Source organism: Methylobacterium sp. 4-46, assembly GCF_000019365.1.
GTDB lineage: Bacteria > Pseudomonadota > Alphaproteobacteria > Rhizobiales > Beijerinckiaceae > Methylobacterium.
In genome coordinates this window covers 3,185,119-3,204,349 of the sequence record NC_010511.1, presented here as the reverse complement: position 1 = coordinate 3,204,349, position 19,231 = coordinate 3,185,119, and the positions used below count along the sequence as shown (strand labels likewise).

17 protein-coding genes are annotated in these 19,231 nt (G+C 70.6%); 8 read left to right on the top strand and 9 right to left on the bottom strand.

Annotated elements, in window-relative coordinates:
• The first annotated feature begins 700 nt into the window (after positions 1-700).
• The gene (locus M446_RS35265; protein ID WP_168169155.1) at positions 701-1,741 is read left to right on the top strand and encodes an ABC transporter substrate-binding protein; all 1,041 of its coding nucleotides are present in this window, start codon (positions 701-703) and stop codon (positions 1,739-1,741) included.
• A gap of 331 nt (positions 1,742-2,072) precedes the next feature.
• Here the strand turns inward: M446_RS35265 and M446_RS37165 are convergent, their stop codons facing one another.
• Together M446_RS37165 and M446_RS13785 are read right to left on the bottom strand one after the other, a co-directional pair.
• The gene (locus tag M446_RS37165) at positions 2,073-2,531 is read right to left on the bottom strand and encodes a cytochrome c (protein ID WP_012332705.1); all 459 of its coding nucleotides are present in this window, start codon (positions 2,529-2,531) and stop codon (positions 2,073-2,075) included.
• A 496-nt stretch (positions 2,532-3,027) separates the two neighbouring features.
• Positions 3,028-3,678 carry a BON domain-containing protein gene (locus M446_RS13785; RefSeq protein WP_012332704.1) on the bottom strand — a complete coding sequence of 217 codons (651 nt, stop codon included), beginning with the start codon at positions 3,676-3,678 and terminating at the stop codon, positions 3,028-3,030.
• 213 nt (positions 3,679-3,891) lie between these two features.
• Here M446_RS13785 and M446_RS13780 point away from each other — a divergent pair, with 213 nt between their 5' ends.
• The 3 genes from M446_RS13780 to M446_RS38140 all read left to right on the top strand — a co-directional run bounded on the left by M446_RS13780 (position 3,892) and on the right by M446_RS38140 (position 5,459).
• The gene (locus M446_RS13780; protein WP_012332703.1) at positions 3,892-4,707 is read left to right on the top strand and encodes a universal stress protein; all 816 of its coding nucleotides are present in this window, start codon (positions 3,892-3,894) and stop codon (positions 4,705-4,707) included.
• 52 nt (positions 4,708-4,759) lie between these two features.
• The gene (locus M446_RS13775; RefSeq protein ID WP_012332702.1) at positions 4,760-5,095 is read left to right on the top strand and encodes a c-type cytochrome; all 336 of its coding nucleotides are present in this window, start codon (positions 4,760-4,762) and stop codon (positions 5,093-5,095) included.
• 223 nt (positions 5,096-5,318) lie between these two features.
• Positions 5,319-5,459 (top strand): hypothetical protein, encoded by a 141-nt coding sequence (locus tag M446_RS38140; RefSeq protein ID WP_012332701.1) that lies wholly within the window; start codon positions 5,319-5,321, stop codon positions 5,457-5,459.
• A 52-nt stretch (positions 5,460-5,511) separates the two neighbouring features.
• Here the strand turns inward: M446_RS38140 and M446_RS13770 are convergent, their stop codons facing one another.
• From M446_RS13770 to M446_RS13760, 3 genes are all read right to left on the bottom strand, one after another.
• On the bottom strand, positions 5,512-5,751 hold the full coding sequence (locus M446_RS13770) for a hypothetical protein (protein WP_012332700.1): 240 nt from the start codon (positions 5,749-5,751) through the stop codon (positions 5,512-5,514).
• Positions 5,752-6,078: 327 nt separating this feature from the next.
• Positions 6,079-7,917, bottom strand: a complete 1,839-nt coding sequence (locus M446_RS13765) for an AMP-dependent synthetase/ligase (protein ID WP_012332699.1) — start codon at positions 7,915-7,917, stop codon at positions 6,079-6,081.
• A 3-nt stretch (positions 7,918-7,920) separates the two neighbouring features.
• Positions 7,921-10,797: an AMP-binding protein gene (locus M446_RS13760; protein ID WP_012332698.1), complete on the bottom strand. Its 2,877-nt coding sequence runs from the start codon at positions 10,795-10,797 to the stop codon at positions 7,921-7,923.
• A 585-nt stretch (positions 10,798-11,382) separates the two neighbouring features.
• Between M446_RS13760 and M446_RS13755 the strand changes: the two genes are divergently transcribed.
• From M446_RS13755 to M446_RS13740, 4 genes are all read left to right on the top strand, one after another.
• Positions 11,383-11,901, top strand: coding sequence for a hypothetical protein (locus tag M446_RS13755; protein WP_012332697.1), 519 nt, complete (start codon positions 11,383-11,385; stop codon positions 11,899-11,901).
• Positions 11,902-12,115: 214 nt separating this feature from the next.
• On the top strand, positions 12,116-12,571 hold the full coding sequence (locus M446_RS13750) for a host attachment protein (RefSeq protein ID WP_012332696.1): 456 nt from the start codon (positions 12,116-12,118) through the stop codon (positions 12,569-12,571).
• Positions 12,572-12,619: 48 nt separating this feature from the next.
• Positions 12,620-14,626, top strand: a complete 2,007-nt coding sequence (locus tag M446_RS13745) for an erythromycin esterase family protein (protein WP_012332695.1) — start codon at positions 12,620-12,622, stop codon at positions 14,624-14,626.
• A gap of 179 nt (positions 14,627-14,805) precedes the next feature.
• Positions 14,806-15,036: a hypothetical protein gene (locus tag M446_RS13740; protein WP_012332694.1), complete on the top strand. Its 231-nt coding sequence runs from the start codon at positions 14,806-14,808 to the stop codon at positions 15,034-15,036.
• A 123-nt stretch (positions 15,037-15,159) separates the two neighbouring features.
• On the opposite strand, the gene M446_RS13735 is transcribed toward M446_RS13740, so the two are convergent.
• From M446_RS13735 to M446_RS39705, 4 genes are all read right to left on the bottom strand, one after another.
• A complete protein-coding gene (locus M446_RS13735; RefSeq protein WP_012332693.1) occupies positions 15,160-15,501 on the bottom strand; it encodes a DUF1476 domain-containing protein in 342 nt (113 codons plus the stop codon).
• A gap of 367 nt (positions 15,502-15,868) precedes the next feature.
• Positions 15,869-18,151 carry a glycoside hydrolase family 65 protein gene (locus M446_RS13730; RefSeq protein WP_012332692.1) on the bottom strand — a complete coding sequence of 761 codons (2,283 nt, stop codon included), beginning with the start codon at positions 18,149-18,151 and terminating at the stop codon, positions 15,869-15,871.
• The gene (locus M446_RS13725; RefSeq protein ID WP_012332691.1) at positions 18,148-18,888 is read right to left on the bottom strand and encodes an HAD family hydrolase; all 741 of its coding nucleotides are present in this window, start codon (positions 18,886-18,888) and stop codon (positions 18,148-18,150) included. The genes M446_RS13730 and M446_RS13725 overlap by 4 nt, the downstream gene beginning before the upstream one ends.
• A complete protein-coding gene (locus tag M446_RS39705; protein ID WP_415926908.1) occupies positions 18,873-19,034 on the bottom strand; it encodes a hypothetical protein in 162 nt (53 codons plus the stop codon). Before M446_RS39705 ends, M446_RS13725 begins: the two co-directional genes overlap by 16 nt.
• Between the last annotated feature and the right edge of the window lie 197 nt (positions 19,035-19,231).

Sequence of the window (19,231 nt, the reverse complement as noted above, 5' to 3'; positions counted from 1 at the left end):
CGCCTCCACGAGCAGGCCGCGAGACCCCGCAGATGAGCGGAGGGCAGGGCCAGGACCAAGATCACTCGTGCTGGTCCTCTGGCGGAGGTTCGTAGTAGCCCCGAACAGCGATCCAGAACGCCCTGCGCTTAGAGGGTGTCAATTTCGCCAGGGCATTGTTGAGCTCCGCCAACCCCGCTCGCGCGAAGAGCTTTCGATCGGCGGCGGAGATTTTGGTTATGCTTGCCATGATGCCGCTCCTCACTACAGGAGGAGAACGCACGGAAGCAGGCTTGGTCCCGGCTTCATGCGTGGACAGGCGGAGGCATGGGCGAGACGTGCCGTGGCCGAATCTGCGGCAGAAACACGAATGGCCCGCCGTGGGCGGAGCCGGGCGGGCCGAAGGCATCCCCACATGATTGAGGATTGAAGGCATCGTGCACCCGCACGCCCGGGGCGATCGCGCGCCGCCCGCCTGCGGGCCTCGGACCGAAACCGACCTGCTTCGGGCGTTGCGTCTGGCAGGCCATCGGCTCCGGTTCAGGCCGACAGCGGACCGGCCCTGTTCAAGAAGAGGATTGAAGCCGCTATTGAGCGGGTCGGGTGGCGGACTTATGGTCCGTCTGATGCGCCACTAGCCCGGGCCGTGCTGTCGTGGCAGGGTATGCGACAACATTCGGAGTATTCAGATGAGGCAGTTCGACCTCACAGCACTCTTCGAATGAGACGGCGCATTGTCCGTGAAACGTCGTCTGCGGCCTTGCCGTCGCCGCATCCCCTGCCGCCCGTGCGGATTAGGCGGCGGGCATTTGTTGCGGGGCTTGGCGCAATCGCCTGTCGCTCGGCCTTCGCGCAGCCATCCCTTCACACCTACCGGATCGGCTTCCTGCGTATCGGCACGCCGCCTCGCAGCTTCATCGAGCCGTTCCGGCAAGGTCTCAGCGAGCTCGGTTATGTGGAGGGGAAGAACTTGGTCATCGAGTTTGAGGCAGCTACGACGGCGGAGCAATTGCCCGAAGCGGCCGCAAAGCTGGTGAGCAAGAACGTCCATCTCATCGTGGCATCGGGCGCGGCGGCTGTGCTTCCGGCGTGGCATGCATCCGGAACAATCCCGATTGTCTTCGTAGCGGGGATCGACCCGATGGCGGCCGGGCTGGCTAGCGGCGGCCTTGCTCAACATAGCTCGAACGTGACCGGCCTAACTACGGTTCAGATTGACCTGACGGCCAAGCGCATCGAGTTGCTCAAGGAGATGCTGCCGGCTCTTCAGCGGATCGCCTTCCTGATCCGCGACGGCAATCCTGGATGCGCTGATTACGTAAGGGAAGCAAAAAAGGCTACAACGGCCCTTGGTCTCAAACTAGACGTAATTTCTGTACGATCTAGGACCGATCTCGACGGTGCGTTTGAAAGCATCCGAGCGTTAGGAGCGGATGCCATCGTTCCGATGGATGACTCTGTTTTTACTGAAGCGCGGAGACAGATAGTGGAGCTCGCCAACCATTATCGGCTGCCTGGAATCTACCCGACTCGTGAATTCGTTGAGGAAGGCGGCCTCCTTTCTTTCGGCCCAAACTACTCGGCCGTCTTTCGCCGAGCGGCGGCGCTCGTTGACAAGATTATGAAAGGGGTGCGACCGGCCGACCTGCCCATTGAGCAGCCAACTACATTTGAGATTGTAGTTAATATTTCAACGTCTAATGCATTACAACTGGAAATTCCACTCTCCATTCTCGTCCGTGCTGATGAGCTGATGGAATGATGAGACCTGTGCGCGGCTTCGCGGAGCTACCATTCCTAGTATCTTGTGGCACAGGGCAGGCCCAAGATGCTGTGACACGGGATCCGCTTGATCAAGCGGATCCCGTGTCACACGCCTGCGCGGCGCCTGAGCGAAGCCCAAATCCGCCATCCCGAAGGGATCAAGCGGATTTGGTACGATTCGAGCGCTTCGCGCGCAGGCCTCATCACTCCGGCGGTCAGCTGGTCGACGCTCACGAGGGGCATCTGGATGCCGCGAACCGGCCGGAGAGTGGCACCATTCTCGCGACCGCCTGCCCTGCAGCCTCGATATCCGATAATCGACCAACCGATTAAAATTTCTGGTTTGTAAAAGGCATATGCGTCGGCGGCTGGATGCGAATGAAAGCAACGCCGCCAGCCGCATGGCAGGAATTGCAAGATGTGGTCAGGTCCGCATAAGCCGCTTGTAGACCCTGTATGTTTCTTTCCTTTGCGGCTTTTTTCAAGCGGGCTAGGGCTCGATTTGCATTCGAGACGAACTCCAGCGGTATATTTTTGTAGAGCATGGCCGCAGATGTGAGATCATCCGAAATGTGATCGGACTCGAAATTTATTAAATCCCAATCTTGCGCCCGTCCGGCGTACCAGAGCTTGATGTGGCGTGATTGGATCAGCTGCATGATGTTCGCGAGGCTCAAGAGAGACCAGTCGGGGGTTTGAACTGAGCGCGGCTCCGCAAACGGAGTCGTCTGGCTCTCGGCGACCGGGCTCAGGAGAACGCTGCCGAGGAGGATGATGACTCGCTTCATGGCGTCTTGATCTCCAGCGGAGGGAGGCGGCGGATCGGTGCAGGATCATCCCGAGAATCCCAAGTCGTGCGGCATCTCTCGACCTTCGGCGTTCAGGCGAGGCCACCGTGCAAAGCGGGGGGCTGAACCGAACCAAGGTGTTGCGGGAGCTTCGTGGTCCTCCGTCGTGCGGTCGTCGCAGGCGATCAGCCACGTCGCGCCGCCTTCGTCCCCGGCGCGGTGCACGAGGCGGCCGTGGCGATCGAGCGCGCCGGTCCAGCGGAGACGGTTGCGGCGGCGGTCGCGAGCCTCGTGCGCAGCGCTGCGTCGAGGCGGCCATCCGGGCTGAGGTCCGCGATGATCTCGTAGCCGCACCCGGCACCGCCATCCGGATGCTTCGGGCAGCGCGCCGGCGACGGGGGCACGCGGCGCAGTCCGGCCAGGGAGCCAGCCTCCCCGAGAGGCCCGACGTCGTGAGGCGCAGGATAGCCGGGCGCTGCGTGCGTCGTCGGTCTCCTCAGGCGAGCGCGACGATCCGGTCCTCGACGGACCGCACGCCCGGCACCGACCACGCCGCCCGCTCGGCGGCGTCGCGCTCCGCCATCGTCGCGACGGCCCCTTCCAGAGTGACCCTGTCGCCCTCGACCCGCACCGTGATCGCGTCCGCCTCCACGAGCGCGTGGCGCTTGAACGCTTTCACGATCCTGTCCCGGACCGCCGTCGGTTTGACCGCGGGCCTCAACGCGATGAGGTTCGTCACGCCGACCACGCCGGACAGCTTGCGCACGGCCGCCTCCGCGCCCATCAGCTGGTACTGCCAAGCCACCGTCCCGGTTAGGGTGATCCAGCCCTTGGCGACCTTGACCTGTATGGTGTCCTTCGGGAGGTGCACGGACCAGTCGATAATCGCGAGGGCGCGCGCGGCGATCTGGTCGTCCTCGACCTTCTTGGCCTCAGGGGAGCGGACTTGAATGTCCTGGGCGATCGCCCGCACGCCCTTGACGCCCCGCGCGGCCCGTTCGGCTTCGACTTTCTCGGCGTAGCTGCCGACGTGCCCGGTGAGGGTGACGACGCCGTCCGAGACGGCTACGCCGATATTGGTCGCGTCCAGACTGGGGTCGAAATCGAGTTCGTCGAGCACGTCGCGGCGCAGGTCCTTGTCGGTCATGGCGTCTCTCCCGGTCTCATGATGGCGGGGCTGGCCGAGTCCGATCCTGTGCGTCCCGCGCCGACGAGCCTTGATCCAGCGCAAGACCGGCGCGCCCCGATGCCGGTGCTGGCGGCATGCGGAGACGGTCCCTTGCGCTGGATCAATGGAGCGTGCGCGATCCGGGTGGAGGATGTCCCGGTTCGGGAATGGCCGCCGTGCAGGGAGGCCGCGATGACGTATGCGAATGTTCTGGTCTCGCTGGATCCAGGAGAGGCCGCCTCCGACCGAGTGAAACTCGCCGCCAACCTCGCCCGCAAGTTCCGGAGCAGGCTGACCGGCATCGCGGCGCGGGAGGTTCCCTATCCGCTCCTCGTCACCGACGTGCACGACGCCGAGATCCGGTTCGAGGCGAACGCCCAACTCGTTCGGGCGGAGCTGGGGAGCATGCGCGCCCGCTTCGAGCGTCACGCGGGGAGCGGCCTTCGCCTCGCTTGGCACCAGGCTGCGTGGGATCCTCAGACGTACATGGTGCGCTACGCGCGCAGTGCCGACCTCCTGGTGGTGAGCCGCCGCGGCGAAAACGACCCCGATCCCGGCGCGCTCGGCGTCGCGCCGGGGCCGCTTGTCCTGCAGGTCGGCCGGCCCGTGCTCGTCGCGCCGCCGGGCGTTACCAGCGCGCCGGGCTCTCGCATCGTGGTCGCCTGGAAGGACACTGTCGAGGCGCGCCGGGCGGTCTCCGCAGCGCTCGGCTTCATCGGCCAGGCCGATCAGGTGCTCGTCGTCAGCGTGCGCGACGGCGGCTTCGACGAGGGCACGGAGGAGGTCGCCGCGCATCTCGGCAGCCATGGCGCGCGCGCCACGGCGCACCTGCTGTCCCGGACGGGCGAGCGCGTGGCCGATGCCATCCTGGATTTCGCGCGAGAGAACGAGGCCGACCTGATTGTGAGCGGGGCCTACGGCCACGCGCGGCTGGCTGAGTGGATCTTCGGTGGCGTGACGCGAAACCTCCTGCTGTCGGCGCCGGTCTGCTGCCTCCTGTCCCACTGACCTTGCGGCGGCGGAGAGGCTGCCGGACGACGCGGACGCGAAGGAGAACGGTATGATGCGCGCGGGCCTTGTCAGCCTCTTCGCCTTCTTCGCGGCGGTCTCAGTCTGGCCGGCCCTCGCCGCATCGGCCCGCGATGCGAAGGCCGAACGGGGCCTGTCCTTTGCGCTGGTGCACTGCGCGCGCTGCCACGCAGTCGATCGCTCGGGGAGGAGCCGCCTGCGCGCGGCACCCCCATTCCGCGACCTCGCCGGGCGGGTCCCGGTCGACGATCTCGCCGACGTCCTGGTCGAGGGCGTCGCGTATCGGCACCCCGCCATGCCGGAGTTCCGCCTCGAACCGGACGAAGCCTCGGATCTGACCGCTTATCTCAAGTCCCTCCGGCGCTGAGGGCGGCATCGGATTGCACGCGACCGACCTCATCGCCGGGCTTCTGCCCGGAAAACAGGCTCTCGCGCGGAAAACAGGCTCTCGCGCGGAAAACAGGCTCTCGCGCGGAAAACAGGCTCTCGCGCGGAAAACAGGCTCTCGCGCGGAAAACAGGCTCTCGCGCGGAAAACAGGCTCTCGCGCGGGAGAGTGCCGCACCTTTCGCATGCGGGACCGCGGCCGGCATGATGACGGCCCTGGCCGCGCAGAGCACCCTCGGCCTCGCGAACAGGATTTGGACGCTCCGCGTCGTGGTCCGCGTGATCGCGGCGGCCTGGGCCAATGCCCCCTCCAGCGAGACCGAGGCTGCCGTAGCGCCCCGGTGAACGGGAGTGCCGCGAGGGGGACAATCGAGCCCTCGCCCGCAGGATCCCGGCGTCACGCCGCGTCCGGGCAGGCGAAAACCTGCCGGGCCACGGCCAGCGCGGCGCTCAGGTCGTCACGATCGGTCCCGTAGCGGCGCCAGAGGGCGTCGAGCCACCGAGGCGGCGCGTCGCCGACCGCGCCGACCTCCGCGGCCGCGACGTGGTACATGCCATCGAGCGTCTCGATGCCGTAGCCGGTCACGGCCCATTGCCGGCCCTGCCAATATACGGGCTCCGTCAGGGATGAGTTCATCGTCGTCCTCCTCAAGCGACGCTGTCCGAGATCTCGCGCGGTCGCAGCTATCGGCGCGGACCCGCTCATCGGTCACGCCCAGCCGGCCACACAGCCTCGCCTCGATATCCGCAGCGGCCTGATTCTCCGAAGGCGCCTGGACTGCGTATCTCGACGGGAGAATGCAGGGGTGGTGCCCGGTATCATCCGAGACGATCTTGCGGAATTCGGAGGCGATGATGCGTATGCGATCAGGCCCATGGCGAGTGCCGGAGATCGTGCTCGCGCGGGCGCGGCACGGCCTTGATCCAGCGCAAGGCGGATAGGGAGACCGGCACCGCTCCGCTCTCAGCCTGCCGGGGCCGCGGGGCCGCCCCGCATGGCCGCGATCTCGTTCGCGAAGCGGCCAAGCAGGGCGGCCCGGCGCAGCTTTCGGGTCGGCGTGACGAGGCCGGCCTCGACGGTCCAGGGCGTGCGCTGGAGGCGGACGTCCTTCACGCGGGCGGCGCGGGGACAGCCCTCCAGCGCCGCGGCGATCCGCGCCAGCGCGGCCTGCCGCGCGGCCGGGCGGTCGAGCGCGTCCTCGGCCTCCGGATCGAGACCGAGACGGCGCGCGAGCGGCGCCCACGCGGCTTCATCAACGACGGCCAGAACCGTGAGGCGCGACTGGCCTTCTCCCACCGCCATGGCCTGCCGGAACAGGGGATCGCGCGTGATCGCGGCCTCGACGGCCTCGGGCGAGACCTTCTCGCCGGTCGACAGGACGATCATCTCCTTCTTTCGGCCGGCGACGTAGAGGCACCCGCCTCGCAGGACGCCGAGGTCGCCGGTGTACAGCCAGCCGCCGTGCAGGACTTGCGCCGTCAGATCCGGGCGGCGCCAGTACCCGATCATCACGCCCGGCGAGCGCACGAGGATCTCGCCCGTGTCGGCGATGCGCACCTCCATCCCGGGCAGGGGCGGACCGACGGAGCCCGGCACCGTCCGGCCGACCTGAAATCCGGTGACCGCCGAGGCCGCCTCGGTCAGGCCATAGCCTTCGACGAGGGGCAGGCCGAGGCCGAGGCAGAAGCGCGCCGTCTCGTCCGGAAGCGGGGCCCCGCCCGAGACCGCGAGCCGTAGGCGGCCGCCGAGCGAGCGGCGGATCGGCGCCGCCGCGACGGCGCGCAGCAGGGCGCCCGCGGCGGTGCGGGCGAGGCCGAGCCGGCAGCCGTCGCGGCGGGCGGCGAAAAGGTCCCAGCCGCGTGCGAGCGCGGCGCGCAGGAGCCAGCGCGTCGGCGCCGTCCTCGCGGCCCTCTCGGTGACGGTCCGGCGCAGGCGGTCGAGGAGGCTCGGCACCACGAGCAGGATGGTCGGGCGCGCGACGCGGAGGTCGTCCGGCAGGTGCTCGACCGAGCGTGCGAACACGACGCGCGCCCCGAGGATCAGCGGCAGGTAGCAGCCGACCACCCGTTCGAAGACGTGCGCGAGCGGGAGGTAGGAGAGGAAGACGTCCCGGTCCGACCCCGGGTTGCGGTCGAGCACCGCCTGCGCCACCGACAGGAGGTTGCGGTGGGAGAGCATCACTCCCTTCGGCAATCCCGTCGTCCCGGACGTGTAGATGATGGTCGCCAGAGCGTCGGGATCGAGGGGCACGCGGGGCGGCAGGGACCCGCGCGCCTTCGCGAGCCACGCCCCGAGGCCGCGCAGGCGCGGATCCGCGGTACCGGACGCCCCGGCCTCCTCGATCACGATGACGCGTCGCACCGTGCCGAGCGCGCCCGCGCAGGAGCGGAGGCCGTGCCACTCCTCCGCGCGGCGCGCGACCACGACGCGGGCGCCCGAATCCGTCAGCAGGGCGGCCGTGGTCGCCCGCGCGTCGTCGGAGAACAGAGTCACCACCACGAGGCCGAGCGAGAGCGCGGCCTGGTCGAAGGCCACCCACTCGACGCCGTTCGGCAGCCAGAGCGCGACCCGGTCGCCGGCCGTCAGGCCCTCGCGGGAGAGCGCGGCGGCCCGCGCGGCGACGCGCGCGGCCAGTTCGGCCCAGCTGACGCTCGCGAAGCGGCCCGCGTCGGGATCGTACGCCACGTAAGCCGTCGCCGCGGGGCGGCGGGCCGCGTGCGCCTGCAGCAGGGCCGGGATCGTGCCCGCCTCGGCCCCGGGCGGCCGGGGCGAGGGATCGGATGTGGCGAGGACAGGGGGCATGGCTCAGGCCGTGGGCGGTGCGGAGGGAATCACGGACTCGTCGGCCAGATCCGGTTCGCCGCACCGCGCCAGGATTGCCGCGCGCGCCCGGTCGCGCAGGCGGATGGCGGCGTGGAAGTCGCTGCCGTCGGGTGCGATCGGCTCGCCGAACTGCACCCCGACGGCGCCGCGGCGCGGGAACCACTGGTCGGCGCGCAGCAGCGACCGGGTGCCGGTGATCGCGACCGGCACGACCGGGATGTCGGCCCGGCACGCATCCAGGAAGGCGCCGAGATGGAAGCCGAGGAGGCCCGGGTTCCGGGTGAAGGTACCCTCCGGGAAGGCGACCAGCTGCTCGCCCGCCCGGACGCGCGCAAGGACCTGCTGCGTCTCCGCGACGCCTTCGGCGGTGCCGCGATGCACGAAGGCCGTTCCCAGCCGCCGCAGGAAGGGTCCGGCGACGCGCTGGCGCGCCAGTTCGTGCTTGGCGAGGAAGACCGGTGTCCCGGGCAGGACGGCGGCCAGAACGGCCGCGTCGAGGTAGCTCGCGTGGTTCGCCACCACGATGGCGGCACGCGCCATCGGCCTGCCCTCGACGGCGAGGGGTGTCCCGGTGAGGCGGAAGAAGGCGCGCGATCCCGCGCGCAGCGCGGCGTAGCGCCACGTGCGGTTCGGGAGGACGAGGACGAGGAGCCACAGGACGGCGCCGAGCCCCCCGAGCACGCCCCACCACAGGGCCGCGTAGCACGCGTCCGACCAGAGGCGGCCGATCCGGCGCAGCCGCGCCGCGATGCCGGCGACGGCGAGCCCCGCGAGCTGCGCCCGGAGAGCGGGCTGCGCCCGGCCGAGTTCGCCCGCCTCGTAGAGCGCCCGCGCCGCCGCGCGCCGGATCTTCCCGCTCGACGTCTTGGGGACCGAGTGGGGCGCGCACAGCAGGATCTCGTCGGGGGGCTGATCGAGCACCGCCCCGGCGGCCCGGGCGAGGGCGCGGCGCAGGTCCGCCAGGGCCGGCGCGTCCGTCAGCCGCGTCTCGGCGGCGAGGATCAGCCGCTCCGTCCCGGTCTTCGGGTCGGGGCAGGCGAAGGCCGCGACGCAGCCCTTCCTCACCCCCTCGACCGCGCCCGCGGCCTCTTCGAGTTCGTGCGGATGGATCTTCCGTCCCGCCCGGATGACGATGTCCTTGGTGCGCCCCGTGACGTAGACGTCGCCGCCCGCCATGTAGGCGAGGTCGCCGCTCTCCAGCCAGTCTCCGGCGAACAGGACGCGCGTGGCCTCTGGCTTGCGGAAGTAGCCGGCCGTGGCGGACGGCCCCCTGAACTGGAGGCGGCCCTCCCGCCGCTCGGGCAGTTCGCGTCCGGCCTCGTCCACGATGCGGATCTGGTGGCCGCGCAACGGGCGCCCGCAGGCCGCGAAGGCGGTCGACCCCGCCTCGCCGGGCGGGGCGGGGCGCGCGGTTCCCTCGCGCGACAGCGCCGCGCGGTCGATCCAGTCGATGCGCGGCCCCCGTCCGAGCGGCGGGAAGGCCAGTCCGACCGCACATTCGGCGAGGCCGTAGACCGGGGTGAGGGCGGAGGTCTGCAGGCCGAAGGCGCCGAAGCGCCGGGCGAACCGCGCCAGGGTGTCGGGGCTCACCGGCTCGGCGCCGTTGGTGAGGACGCGCAGGGAGCCGAGGTCGAGTCCCGCGACATCCTCGTCGCGCAGGCTCTTGAGGCAGAGCTCGTAGGCGAAGTTCGGAGCGGCGGAGATCGTCCCGCGGTGCCGGTGGATCGCCCACAGCCAGCTTCCGGGATCGGCCAGGAAGGCCAGGGGCGGCAGGATCACGGCGGGCGCGCCGAAGTAGAGGCTTCCCAGCCAGCAGCCGATCAGCCCCATGTCGTGGTAGAGCGGCAGCCAGCTCACCACGACGTCCGCCGAGGAGGCGCCGAGCGCCTCGCCCATGGCGCGGACATTGGCGAGCAGGTTGGCGTGCGTCAGCGTCACGCCCTTCGGATCGCCGGTGCTGCCGGAGGTGTACTGGATCAGCGCGAGGCTCGCGCCCGTCGCCGGCACGGGCTCGGCCAGGGGCTCCGCGTCGGCGAGGTCCGCCGCGGTCGTCAGCACCCGCAATCCCTCGACGCGGTCCGGCAGCAGCCGGGCGAAGGGTGCGACCGCCGAATCGGTGATCAGGATCCCGGGGGCGGCATTCGTCAGGATGCCGGCTTGGCGCTCGAGGTGGTCCTGGACCTGGGCGCGCCGGAACGGCGGATAGAGCGGCACCGGGACACCGCCCGCGAGAAGGCAGCCGAAGAAAGCCGGGAAGAAGTCGGGTCCGGTCGGCAGCATGATGGCGACCCGGTCGCCGGGTGCGAGGCCGTGGCCGAGCAAGCCGGCCGCGACGCGGCGCGCCCGCCGGTCGAGGTCCGCGTAGGTGAGGACGGTCTCGGCGTCGGGCCCCTCACGAAGGCGCAGGTGGGGCCGGTCCGGATGGTGGCGGACGTGGAAGGCGAGCACCTCGGGCCAAGTCTCGGCCCGGTGCGGCTCGGATGCCGGGGGGAGGGCCTCGGTGCGGGACGGCACGGCCCCCGGACGGGGCGCCGCACCGGCGGACCGGAGGGCCGCGAGCAGGTCGTCCGGCGTGGAGGCCTCGCCGATGAGCCGCTCCGGCAGCAGGATCCGGAAGCGGCGCGAGAGGCGCAGCAGGAGCTCCGCGCGGCCGAGGCTGTCGAGGCCGAGATCCCGCTCGAGGTCGCTGTCGAGGTCCACGGCCGGGGAGCGGCGGCGCTCAGGATGCAGTTCGAGCAGGAGAGACCGGATCACCTCGAGGACGTCCGCCGCGGTCGGCTCGCGATGCCGCTCGGCCGGATCACCCGCCTGAGGGGTTACGTTCTGCAAGGCGACTTCCGGCAAGGCGACCTCCGGCAAGACGACTCCCGCACGACCTCCCGCACGACTTCCCGCCGCCCGTGCGCGCCGGCCCGGGGCTTCCGGCCCGCGGAACAGGGGTACCATCCGCCCGCGAGGCCGCGTTGATCTGGCGCAACGGGCGGTCGCGACGTCGTGCCTCGCTGGGACCGCGCCTCGCCGCCGGCTCGGCAGGCCCGTGTCGACGGCCGCCAAGCTGCTGATCCAGGCCGGTGCGGCCGAGCCGGATGCCGGCGCCGATGAGGGAGCATCCGAGGAGGCGAGCCGGACGCGATGGGCCCGCCGACCTGAAAGCTGACGCACTGACGCGAAACGCGCGGGATCACAGACCTGATCCGCGTCCCTGCCCCGGTTGCGGCGCGCGTCCCCCGGCCCCGCGCCGTGGCGGCCGCGATCTCCGGCCGCGGGCGAGCGCCCAGGGCTGGCCAATCCTCTCGCCGAAGCCGTGTCCGCGAGGCGTTTGATCGGGATCAAAGGCGGGCGCGCGGACGGGAATATGCTGCCACTGGGCGAGATCGGTCGCCCGATGGCGCCGGCGGCAAGAGGAGTGCCAGCCCGCCTGGCCGAACAACAGGGGAGCGTGCCATGAAGCGGCTCGTCATCGTCTCCGCAGCAATCGCCTCCGCCCTGGTCCTGTCCGGAACCGGCGCGGACGCCCGTTCGTTCGGGGGCGGCTTTCACGGCGGCGGCTTTCACGGCGGCGGCTTTCACGGCGGCGGTTTCCGCGGCGGCTTCGGCGGTGCGGGATTTCGCGGTGGCGGCGTCGGCGCCGGGCGTTTCGGCCCGGTCGGCGGCTATCGCGGGGTCGCGATCGGGGGCTTCCGCGGACCCTATGGCGGCGTCGGTCGCTTCGGCTATGGCCGCGTTGGCTGGGGTCCCGGATTCGGCTACCGTTACGGCCGCTGGTACCCCGGATACGGCTATCGGTACGGCGCCTATCGCCGCTGGTATCCCGGCTGGGGCTACGGCTTGGCTGGACTAGGGCTCGCCGCCGGCTACGCCCTGAGCGGATTTCCCTACTACGGCGGCTGCGGTCCCTACGCCTATTTCGACGCGTATTACGGCGTCTGCCGCCCGATCGGGTCCTGGGGATGGGCCTACTGAGCAGGGCGGTGCACCGCGGGTCTGCCGAGGCTCTCGTGCTTGCACCCTGTCCTCCGCCGGATCGGTGCCCCCTTCGGCGAAGGAGGCCCGGATTCGGCCCGCTCCGGCTGGCGAGGGCCGACAGCCGCAGCGGCCGATCCGGGGCGGGCAGTCCGGCGCCGCGTCGCCGGGGAGGCCGCGCTGTCGGCCCGCAGAGGCAACAGGAAGGCATGCCATGACTGGATCGGAGCGGTTGCGCATCCCCCATGGCGGCTGCGTCGTGGTCGGAGACGGGCGCAAAGTCCTGGTTCTGCGGAACCTCGGCCACCCTCTCGCGCCGGACCTCCACGTCGAGGAGGTGTTCCGCGCGCCCCCCAACCCGCCGACCCGCGAGCAAGGCTGCGACAAGCCGCCGAGGGTCGTGCAGGACGGACGCCGCAGCGCGATCGCGCAGACGGACTGGCACGATCTCGGCGAGCACCGCTTCGTCGAGGCGGTCGTCTCGGGGTTGGAGCGGATGGGAACCCGGATCACCGCGCTGGCGCTCGTCGCGCCGCCGCGAACCCTCGCCGACCTGCGGCAGGGCCTGCCGGACCGGCTCCGACAGGCCGTCTTCGCCGAGGTCGACAAGGACCTCACGAAGCATACCGTGCCCGAGATCCAGCACCTTCTCTGCGGGATGCCCGGCTGAGCGGCCGGTGGATCGGCGAGCAGGGCGGACGGGCGGCCGGAGGCGAGCATGGGCCCACGTGTCTTTCACGATCGCACCGATGCGGGGCGGGTGCTCGCGGGCCGGCTCGCCACCTACGAGGGCCGGCCGGACGTCGTCGTCCTGGCGCTCCCGCGCGGCGGCGTTCCGGTCGCCGCGGAGGTCGCCCGGGCGCTCCGCGTGCCCTTCGACGTGTTCGTGGTGCGAAAGCTGGGCGTTCCCGGCAACGAGGAACTCGCGATGGGCGCGATCGCGAGTGGCGGCGTCCGCGTTCTCAACGCCGACGTCGTCGCCTCCTTGAAAATCCCGCCCTACGCCATCGACGCGGCCTGCGCGCGCGAGGCGGAGGAGCTGCGGCGGCGCGAGCGGGCCTACCGGGGCGGCCGGCCGGTCGTGGCGCTGCGCGGTCTCACGGTGATCCTCGTCGACGATGGCTTGGCCACCGGCGCGACCATGCAGGCGGCGATCGAGGCCGTCCGGCAGCTCCATCCGGCGCGGATCGTCGTGGCGGTGCCGACCGGGTCGCGCGACACCGTCGTGCGGCTGGAGAGGGAGGCCGACGCGGTCGTCTGCGCCGACATGCCCGAGCCGTTCTGGGCCGTGGGCGCCGCCTACGAGGATTTCTCGCAGACGCGCGACGACGAGGTGCGGCGGCTTCTCGGCCGGTCCGCCGAGGTGCAGCCCGTGGCCGGCGCTCCCGAACCGGACCCCGCGCTCGTGGAGACCCTGCGCGCGGCCGCCATCCCGCTGACCGGAGGCGCGCACGACTACGATGCGCTCCTCGACCTCGTCGGCGCGACGACGTTCGCCCTCCTGGGAGAAGCCACGCACGGCACGCACGAATTCTACCGGGAGCGGGCGGAGATCACCAAGCGGCTGATCCGGGAGAAGGGCTTCACGGCCGTCGCGATCGAGGCCGACTGGCCGGATGCGTGGCGGGTCAACCGCTACGTGCGCGCCGACAGCGAGGACCTCGATGCCGTCGAGGCCCTCGCCGGCTTCCGGCGCTTCCCGACCTGGATGTGGCGCAACACCGAGATGGTCGCCTTCGTCGAGTGGCTGCGCGCCCACAACCTGGCACTCCCTCCGGGTGCGCAGAAGGTGGGCCTCTACGGCATCGATCTCTACAGCCTGCGCGCCTCAATGAAGGCGGTGCTGGGCTTCCTCGAGACCGTCGATCCAGCCGCCGCCGCCCAGGCCCGCGCCCGCTACGCCTGCTTCGACCGCTTCGGCCCGGACGGCCAGGCCTACGGCTTGATAACCGGCCTGAAGCTCGCGCCCTCCTGCCAGGACCAAGCGGTCGCGCAGCTCGCGGCGCTGCAGCGCCGGGCCGCCGACAGCCTCGCATGGGCCGGCAGCCCCGACCCCGAGGAGCTGTTCAGCGCCGGGCAGAACGCCCGCGTGGTCCGGAACGCGGAGGAATACTACCGCACGATATTCCTGCGCGAGGTCTCGTCCTGGAACCTGCGCGACAGCCACATGGCCGAATGCGTGGCGGCCCTCGTCTCCCATCTCGGCCGGGACCGGAGCGCCCCGAAGATTGCGATCTGGGCCCACAACTCGCACCTCGGCGACGCGCGGGCGACGGAGATGAGCGCGCGCGGCGAACTCAACCTCGGCCAGATCCTGCGGGAACGCCACGGGGCCGAGGTCGTGCGGGTCGGCTTCACCACCTACGCGGGCAGCGTCACCGCCGCATCGGACTGGGGCGCCCCCGTCGAGCGCAAGCGCGTCCGCCCGGCCCTGCCCGACAGCTACGAGGCGCTGTTCCACGCGCTCGGCCTCGGCCGCTTCTGCCTTCCCCTCGCGCCGGGGTCTCCGGCCGCGCGGGCCCTGGGGCCGGCGCGGAGCGAGCGCGCCATCGGCGTGGTCTATCGCCCGGACACCGAGCGGCAGAGCCACTATGTCAGGGCTCACCTTCCGGACCAGTTCGACGTCGTGCTGCATTTCGACGAGACGCGCGCGGTCACGCCGCTGGAGACGACACCCCTGTGGGAGGACGGCGAAGTGCCCGAGACCTTCCCGGCAGGATTGTGACGGCCCGGCAACGAGGGAGACCGGCCTCGCACTCGACGAGGCGGCTCCGAGCCGCATGACCTGCGCGAGGGACCTCGCTTGGACCTGGGCGCCACGCACCTTTTCGAGGAGACGACCGCGCTCGGCGCGGGACTGGTTCGAGCGGTTTCTGCGCGCCGATGGGACCTGAGGAGGACGCTATGACGACGAACGGCCCGCCGGGGATCTCGCTGCAGACGCTCGACCGCCTCCTCGCCCATCTCTCGGTCGGCGAGCAGGTCATGATCGACCGCGCTGCCTACGACCGGATCTTCGGCACGAACGACGTCGCCAGTCGGCGATTGCTGCATTTCGGCAAGGGCCACGGCTGCGACGCGGCGGTGCTCGACCATGCCGTCGTGTTCACGAAGAGGAGCAAGGTCGGCGCCTGAGACGGGGCATGCGCCGTGCATCTCCCGCAGCAGGAGGGGGGGCGAGGGGCGCCCGGGGCGGCATTCAGCCCGTCCCGGCAGGGGCGGTGGCGAGAATGCGTTGGAGGGCGGCCGTCGCCGACGCTACCGGGCCCGCTCGAGCGTCTCGCCCATGCGCCGCTCGGCCCGCGCCGTGGCGGCGCAGCGCTCCAGCCGGGTTCGGAGGCCAGGAAGCGTCTCCTCGATACCGGCCATCGCGAGGTCCGCACGAAACCGGCCGATCAGGTCCTCGTCCGATGCGACAACGGCCGCGTCGCAGAAGCCGCTGATGTATTTCTCCGCCAGCGTGCCTGTCAGCCCCATGCGCTCGCAGGCCCAGGCAGCCATGAGCCGGTTTCGGCGCGACCGGACGTGAAATCGCACATCCTCCTCGTGCGCGAACCGCTGTTCGAACGCCCGCTTGCGTTCCTTGAACAGTGTTGGCATGGCTCAGTCTCCAGGATGGAAGTGAGGACGCCCTCGACGGCCTGGATTCTGTACCGTGAAAGCCGCCGCCACCTTGCGGCAGATCAAGCACCCGTAGACGGCAGGGCATGCCCGTTCCGCCAGCCTGCGCGTCGCCGCGCCGCCGATTCCGGTGCCGTCATCCGCGACGCGCTGCGGGTGTTGGCGGACGGCGCGGCGTGACGGCCGTCGAGGCGGCACTTGCGCCTGCTTCGCCCTTTTGGGGTGCCGGGACGGCGCCCCGCCCTCAATCGGCGGCGCGGCGGCGTTCGCCGGTCCGCGCCAAGGCACCCGCATTTTCCTCCGGCTCAAACCTCAGAACCGTCGTATCAGCTTTAGATTTGCAGTTTCAAACTGGAATCTCGATATCGTGATCGCTCGAAACGACGTATCGTTTGTGATGAAAGTAAATCGGCATACTAGATCCGCTCTCGAGCGTCGCTCGGAAAACCCGGGCGTCACGATCGATGGTGATCAGGAGAGACCGGCCTCTCCATTGAAGGCGGAATGCGAGGCTGCGCCAGGACGCCGGCAGGCGCGGGTGGAAGGCCGGCCCGTCGTCGCGCAGGGACAGCCCGGCGATCCCGAAGATCGCGATCAGCCACACCCCCCCGAGAGCCGCGACGTGAATGCCGCCGCTGATCGCCACATGCGTATCCGCAAGATCGATCGCTGCACTCTGGTGGAAGTAGTGCAGCGCTGTCTCGGGGCGGCCGAGGCGTGCGGCGGCGAGACCGTGCATGGCCCGGCTCAGCGAACTCCCGTGCCCGCAGCGCGGTTCGTAATGGTCGAAATTCGCCTCGGCCTCCCGCGCGGAAAAGACCTCTGGCAGCAGCGCCAGAAGCGCGACGACGTCGGCCTGCTTGATGACCTGCGTCCGTTGCGTCCGTTCGCGCCCGAGGACCACATCCATCGGGACCGAGCGCCCCGCATAGGCCGCGAGGTCAACCTCCTCCAACGCCGAGAAGCCGGCGAACTGCTCGAATAGCCCCGTCTGCGGGTCGTAACCGGTCGCGATCGTCCGCGCCACTTCGCTCCACTGGCTCAGTTCCTCAGCGTCGAGGGCGAGCCGCCCCGACAGGCCATCCCAGTTTTCCGGCCACCTCTCCCGAAGCAATGCCGCGACATCGAGGCCGCGCTCAATGGTCCAGCGGGCCATGATGTTGGTGAAGGCGTTGTCGTCCACGTCCTCATGGTACTCGTCGGGCCCGATCACGCCGCGGATGTGGCGGCTGCCATCCGGATCCGCTTCGGCCCGACTGGCCCAGAACCGCGCCGTCTCCAGGATGATCTCGGCGCCGGCCTCGCGCAGGAAGGCCTCGTCGGCCGTCGCCTGCCAGTACTGCCACACCGCATAGGCGACATCGGCGCTGATGTGCTGCTCCTGGCTGCCGCACCGGATGTCGAGGATCTTGCGATCCGGGCCGACACTCTGCCGGGGCGTGACCTCCGCGCCGGTATCGGCGGATTCCCAGGCGTAGAGCGCACCCCGCCAGCCCATCCGGGCGGCCTTGGCGCGCGCCGCGTCCAGGGTGCGGAAGCGATACATCAGGAGCGTGCGCGCCGCCTCCGGCCACGTCAGGGTGTAGAAGGGCAGCAGGAAGATCTCGGTATCCCAGAAGACGTGGCCACGGTAGTCGTCGCCCGTGAGGGCGCGGGCCGCGACGGAGACCTGCGGGTCGTCCGGGTTCACCGCCCCGTTCAGGTGGAAGACGGCGAAGCGCAGGGCGGCCTGCGCGCCCTCGTCGCCCTCCACCCGCACGTCGCTGCGGCGCCAGCGCTCGGCCCAGGCCGCCTCGTGGCGGGCGATGAGGCCTTGCCAGCCGAGCGTGCGTGCCGCAGCCAGCTCCCTGCGGGCCCGGGCGCCCGAATGGACGTCGGTGCCGTGGTGGCGCGTCACCGCGACGACGCGCCTGAAGCTCACCACCTGCCCCGGCTGCGCCGTCCAGCTCCAGGTCCAGATCAGATCGCCCCGCGCCACGGGCTGGCGCTCCACGCCGTCGATCTCCAGCGAGGCCGCCGCCGCGATGGCGAGGCTTCGGCCGGACCGCCACGTGCGCCACGCTTTCAGGTCGAGTTCCGCCCGCTCTGGCGCGAGTTCGAAATCCGTCGGCCCGAACGCGGCTTCGAGCGTGAGATCGCTGACCCCGCTCTCGATCCGGAGTTCGATCACCTGCATCCCGACCGCGCGCGCATCCAGCGAGACGAGGCGCAGGGAGCGCAGGCAGACGTCGAGAGGGGCATTGCAGGTCTGGCGTGCTTCCATGAAGAGCAGCCCGCGGTGCATATCCAAGGTCAGGGCACGGGAGGACCGGTCCGGGCAGCGCATCAGCGGGCCGTCCGGCAGGAGGATGCGGACCTGCGTCCAGTCGGGAGCCGGGACGAGTTCCGGCACCGCGCTGTCCGGAGTGGGGGTATCGAACAGCCCGGCCACGTAGGTGCGCGGCGGGATGGCCCGGCAGGCGCCGAGATGGGTCGCCAAGCCTCCCCGCAAGCCGAGAAAGCCGTTGCTGACCGCGAACCGCGTCTCGAAGGTGCTCTCCCGCAGGAGTTCGTATCCCGTCTCGCGCAGGAGCCAGGATGGATCGTCGCCGGGGAGCACGGCCTGCGCCGGCGTGTCGGTCACCGTCATGATGCGTCTCCCGAAGGGCGGTCCAGGGCGAGGTCGGCGATACGGATCTCGTCGAAGCTCGCCACCACGCGGTCTGCCCCGGCCGCCCACAATCCGGCCGCATCGCCGAGCCGCGCGATGCCGATGGCGGTCATGCGGCCGGCCCGGGCCGCCCGGATTCCCGCCGGGGCATCCTCCGCGACGAAGCAGCGGGCCGGCTCGACCCCCAGTTCGGCGGCGGCGAGCAGGAAGATCTCCGGGTCGGGCTTGCCGTGTCGCAGGGCGCGGCCGCAGACGCGCGCCGCGAACGCGTCGAGCAGCGTGCGGTCCTCCCTCAGCGGAACCATGCGCATCATCCTCTCGGCATTCTTCGAGGACGAGGCTGCCGCCATGGGCCATCCCCGCTCGGCAAGGACCCGGACGAAGCGGAGCGCGTCCGGAAACGCGGTGACGCCCTCGGCCGCGATGATCCTGTCGAGGCAGTGCTGCTTGGCATCGGCGTAGGCCCCTGCGAGGCCTTGCACGTCGGGCAGACCCAAGGCGGAAAGGGCCGCACGGGCTCCATCGAGCCGCGGCTTGCCGGCGACGTGGGCCTGGTACAGGGCGGTGGTGAAGCGGTCAGGATCTGCCAGCCCGTCGAGCGCCTCACGCCAGGCGCGTTCGTGCGGGGAGGCCAGCAGAACCCCATCCACGTCGAAGATGAAAGCGCGAGAATCGGTCGGCGCACGGGTCTCGAACGCCATCATGAGCGGCACCATTCTGACCTCCCCCCGACCCGGCGGCGTGTCATGCGGATCAGCCGTTTCCTGACCTCGCCGAGGAGGAGAACAGAGCTGGCGACGGCCGTACAGAGCATCCAGTCGCCGCCGCTCAAGCTCGCGGTCGAGAAAGCCCGCTGGAGCACGGGACCGTCGATGGCACCGGCCTGGAGCAGAAGCGACGGTGACCAGCCCCCACTGGGTGGCCCGGTTGGAATGTTAGTGGACCGTCAACACCGCAGGCTTCGCCCCGCGCCTCTACGCCCGCGCGGAGCCCCTGCGGGAGGCGCCGCCCAGCCTCACCGGCGCCTGCATCCTGACCGACGTCCACGGGCCCGGGATC

Excerpts from the sequence above, each read along its gene's own strand:
- M446_RS35265 (WP_168169155.1), top strand. The coding sequence starts at position 701 with ATGAGACGGCGCATTGTCCGTGAAACGTCGTCTGCGGCCTTGCCGTCG.
- M446_RS37165 (WP_012332705.1), bottom strand. The coding sequence starts at position 2,531 with ATGAAGCGAGTCATCATCCTCCTCGGCAGCGTTCTCCTGAGCCCGGTC.
- M446_RS13785 (WP_012332704.1), bottom strand. The coding sequence starts at position 3,678 with ATGACCGACAAGGACCTGCGCCGCGACGTGCTCGACGAACTCGATTTC.
- M446_RS13780 (WP_012332703.1), top strand. The coding sequence starts at position 3,892 with ATGACGTATGCGAATGTTCTGGTCTCGCTGGATCCAGGAGAGGCCGCC.
- M446_RS13775 (WP_012332702.1), top strand. The coding sequence starts at position 4,760 with ATGATGCGCGCGGGCCTTGTCAGCCTCTTCGCCTTCTTCGCGGCGGTC.
- M446_RS38140 (WP_012332701.1), top strand. The coding sequence starts at position 5,319 with ATGATGACGGCCCTGGCCGCGCAGAGCACCCTCGGCCTCGCGAACAGG.
- M446_RS13770 (WP_012332700.1), bottom strand. The coding sequence starts at position 5,751 with ATGAACTCATCCCTGACGGAGCCCGTATATTGGCAGGGCCGGCAATGG.
- M446_RS13765 (WP_012332699.1), bottom strand. The coding sequence starts at position 7,917 with ATGCCCCCTGTCCTCGCCACATCCGATCCCTCGCCCCGGCCGCCCGGG.
- M446_RS13755 (WP_012332697.1), top strand. The coding sequence starts at position 11,383 with ATGAAGCGGCTCGTCATCGTCTCCGCAGCAATCGCCTCCGCCCTGGTC.
- M446_RS13750 (WP_012332696.1), top strand. The coding sequence starts at position 12,116 with ATGACTGGATCGGAGCGGTTGCGCATCCCCCATGGCGGCTGCGTCGTG.
- M446_RS13745 (WP_012332695.1), top strand. The coding sequence starts at position 12,620 with ATGGGCCCACGTGTCTTTCACGATCGCACCGATGCGGGGCGGGTGCTC.
- M446_RS13740 (WP_012332694.1), top strand. The coding sequence starts at position 14,806 with ATGACGACGAACGGCCCGCCGGGGATCTCGCTGCAGACGCTCGACCGC.
- M446_RS13735 (WP_012332693.1), bottom strand. The coding sequence starts at position 15,501 with ATGCCAACACTGTTCAAGGAACGCAAGCGGGCGTTCGAACAGCGGTTC.
- M446_RS13730 (WP_012332692.1), bottom strand. The coding sequence starts at position 18,151 with ATGACGGTGACCGACACGCCGGCGCAGGCCGTGCTCCCCGGCGACGAT.
- M446_RS13725 (WP_012332691.1), bottom strand. The coding sequence starts at position 18,888 with ATGGTGCCGCTCATGATGGCGTTCGAGACCCGTGCGCCGACCGATTCT.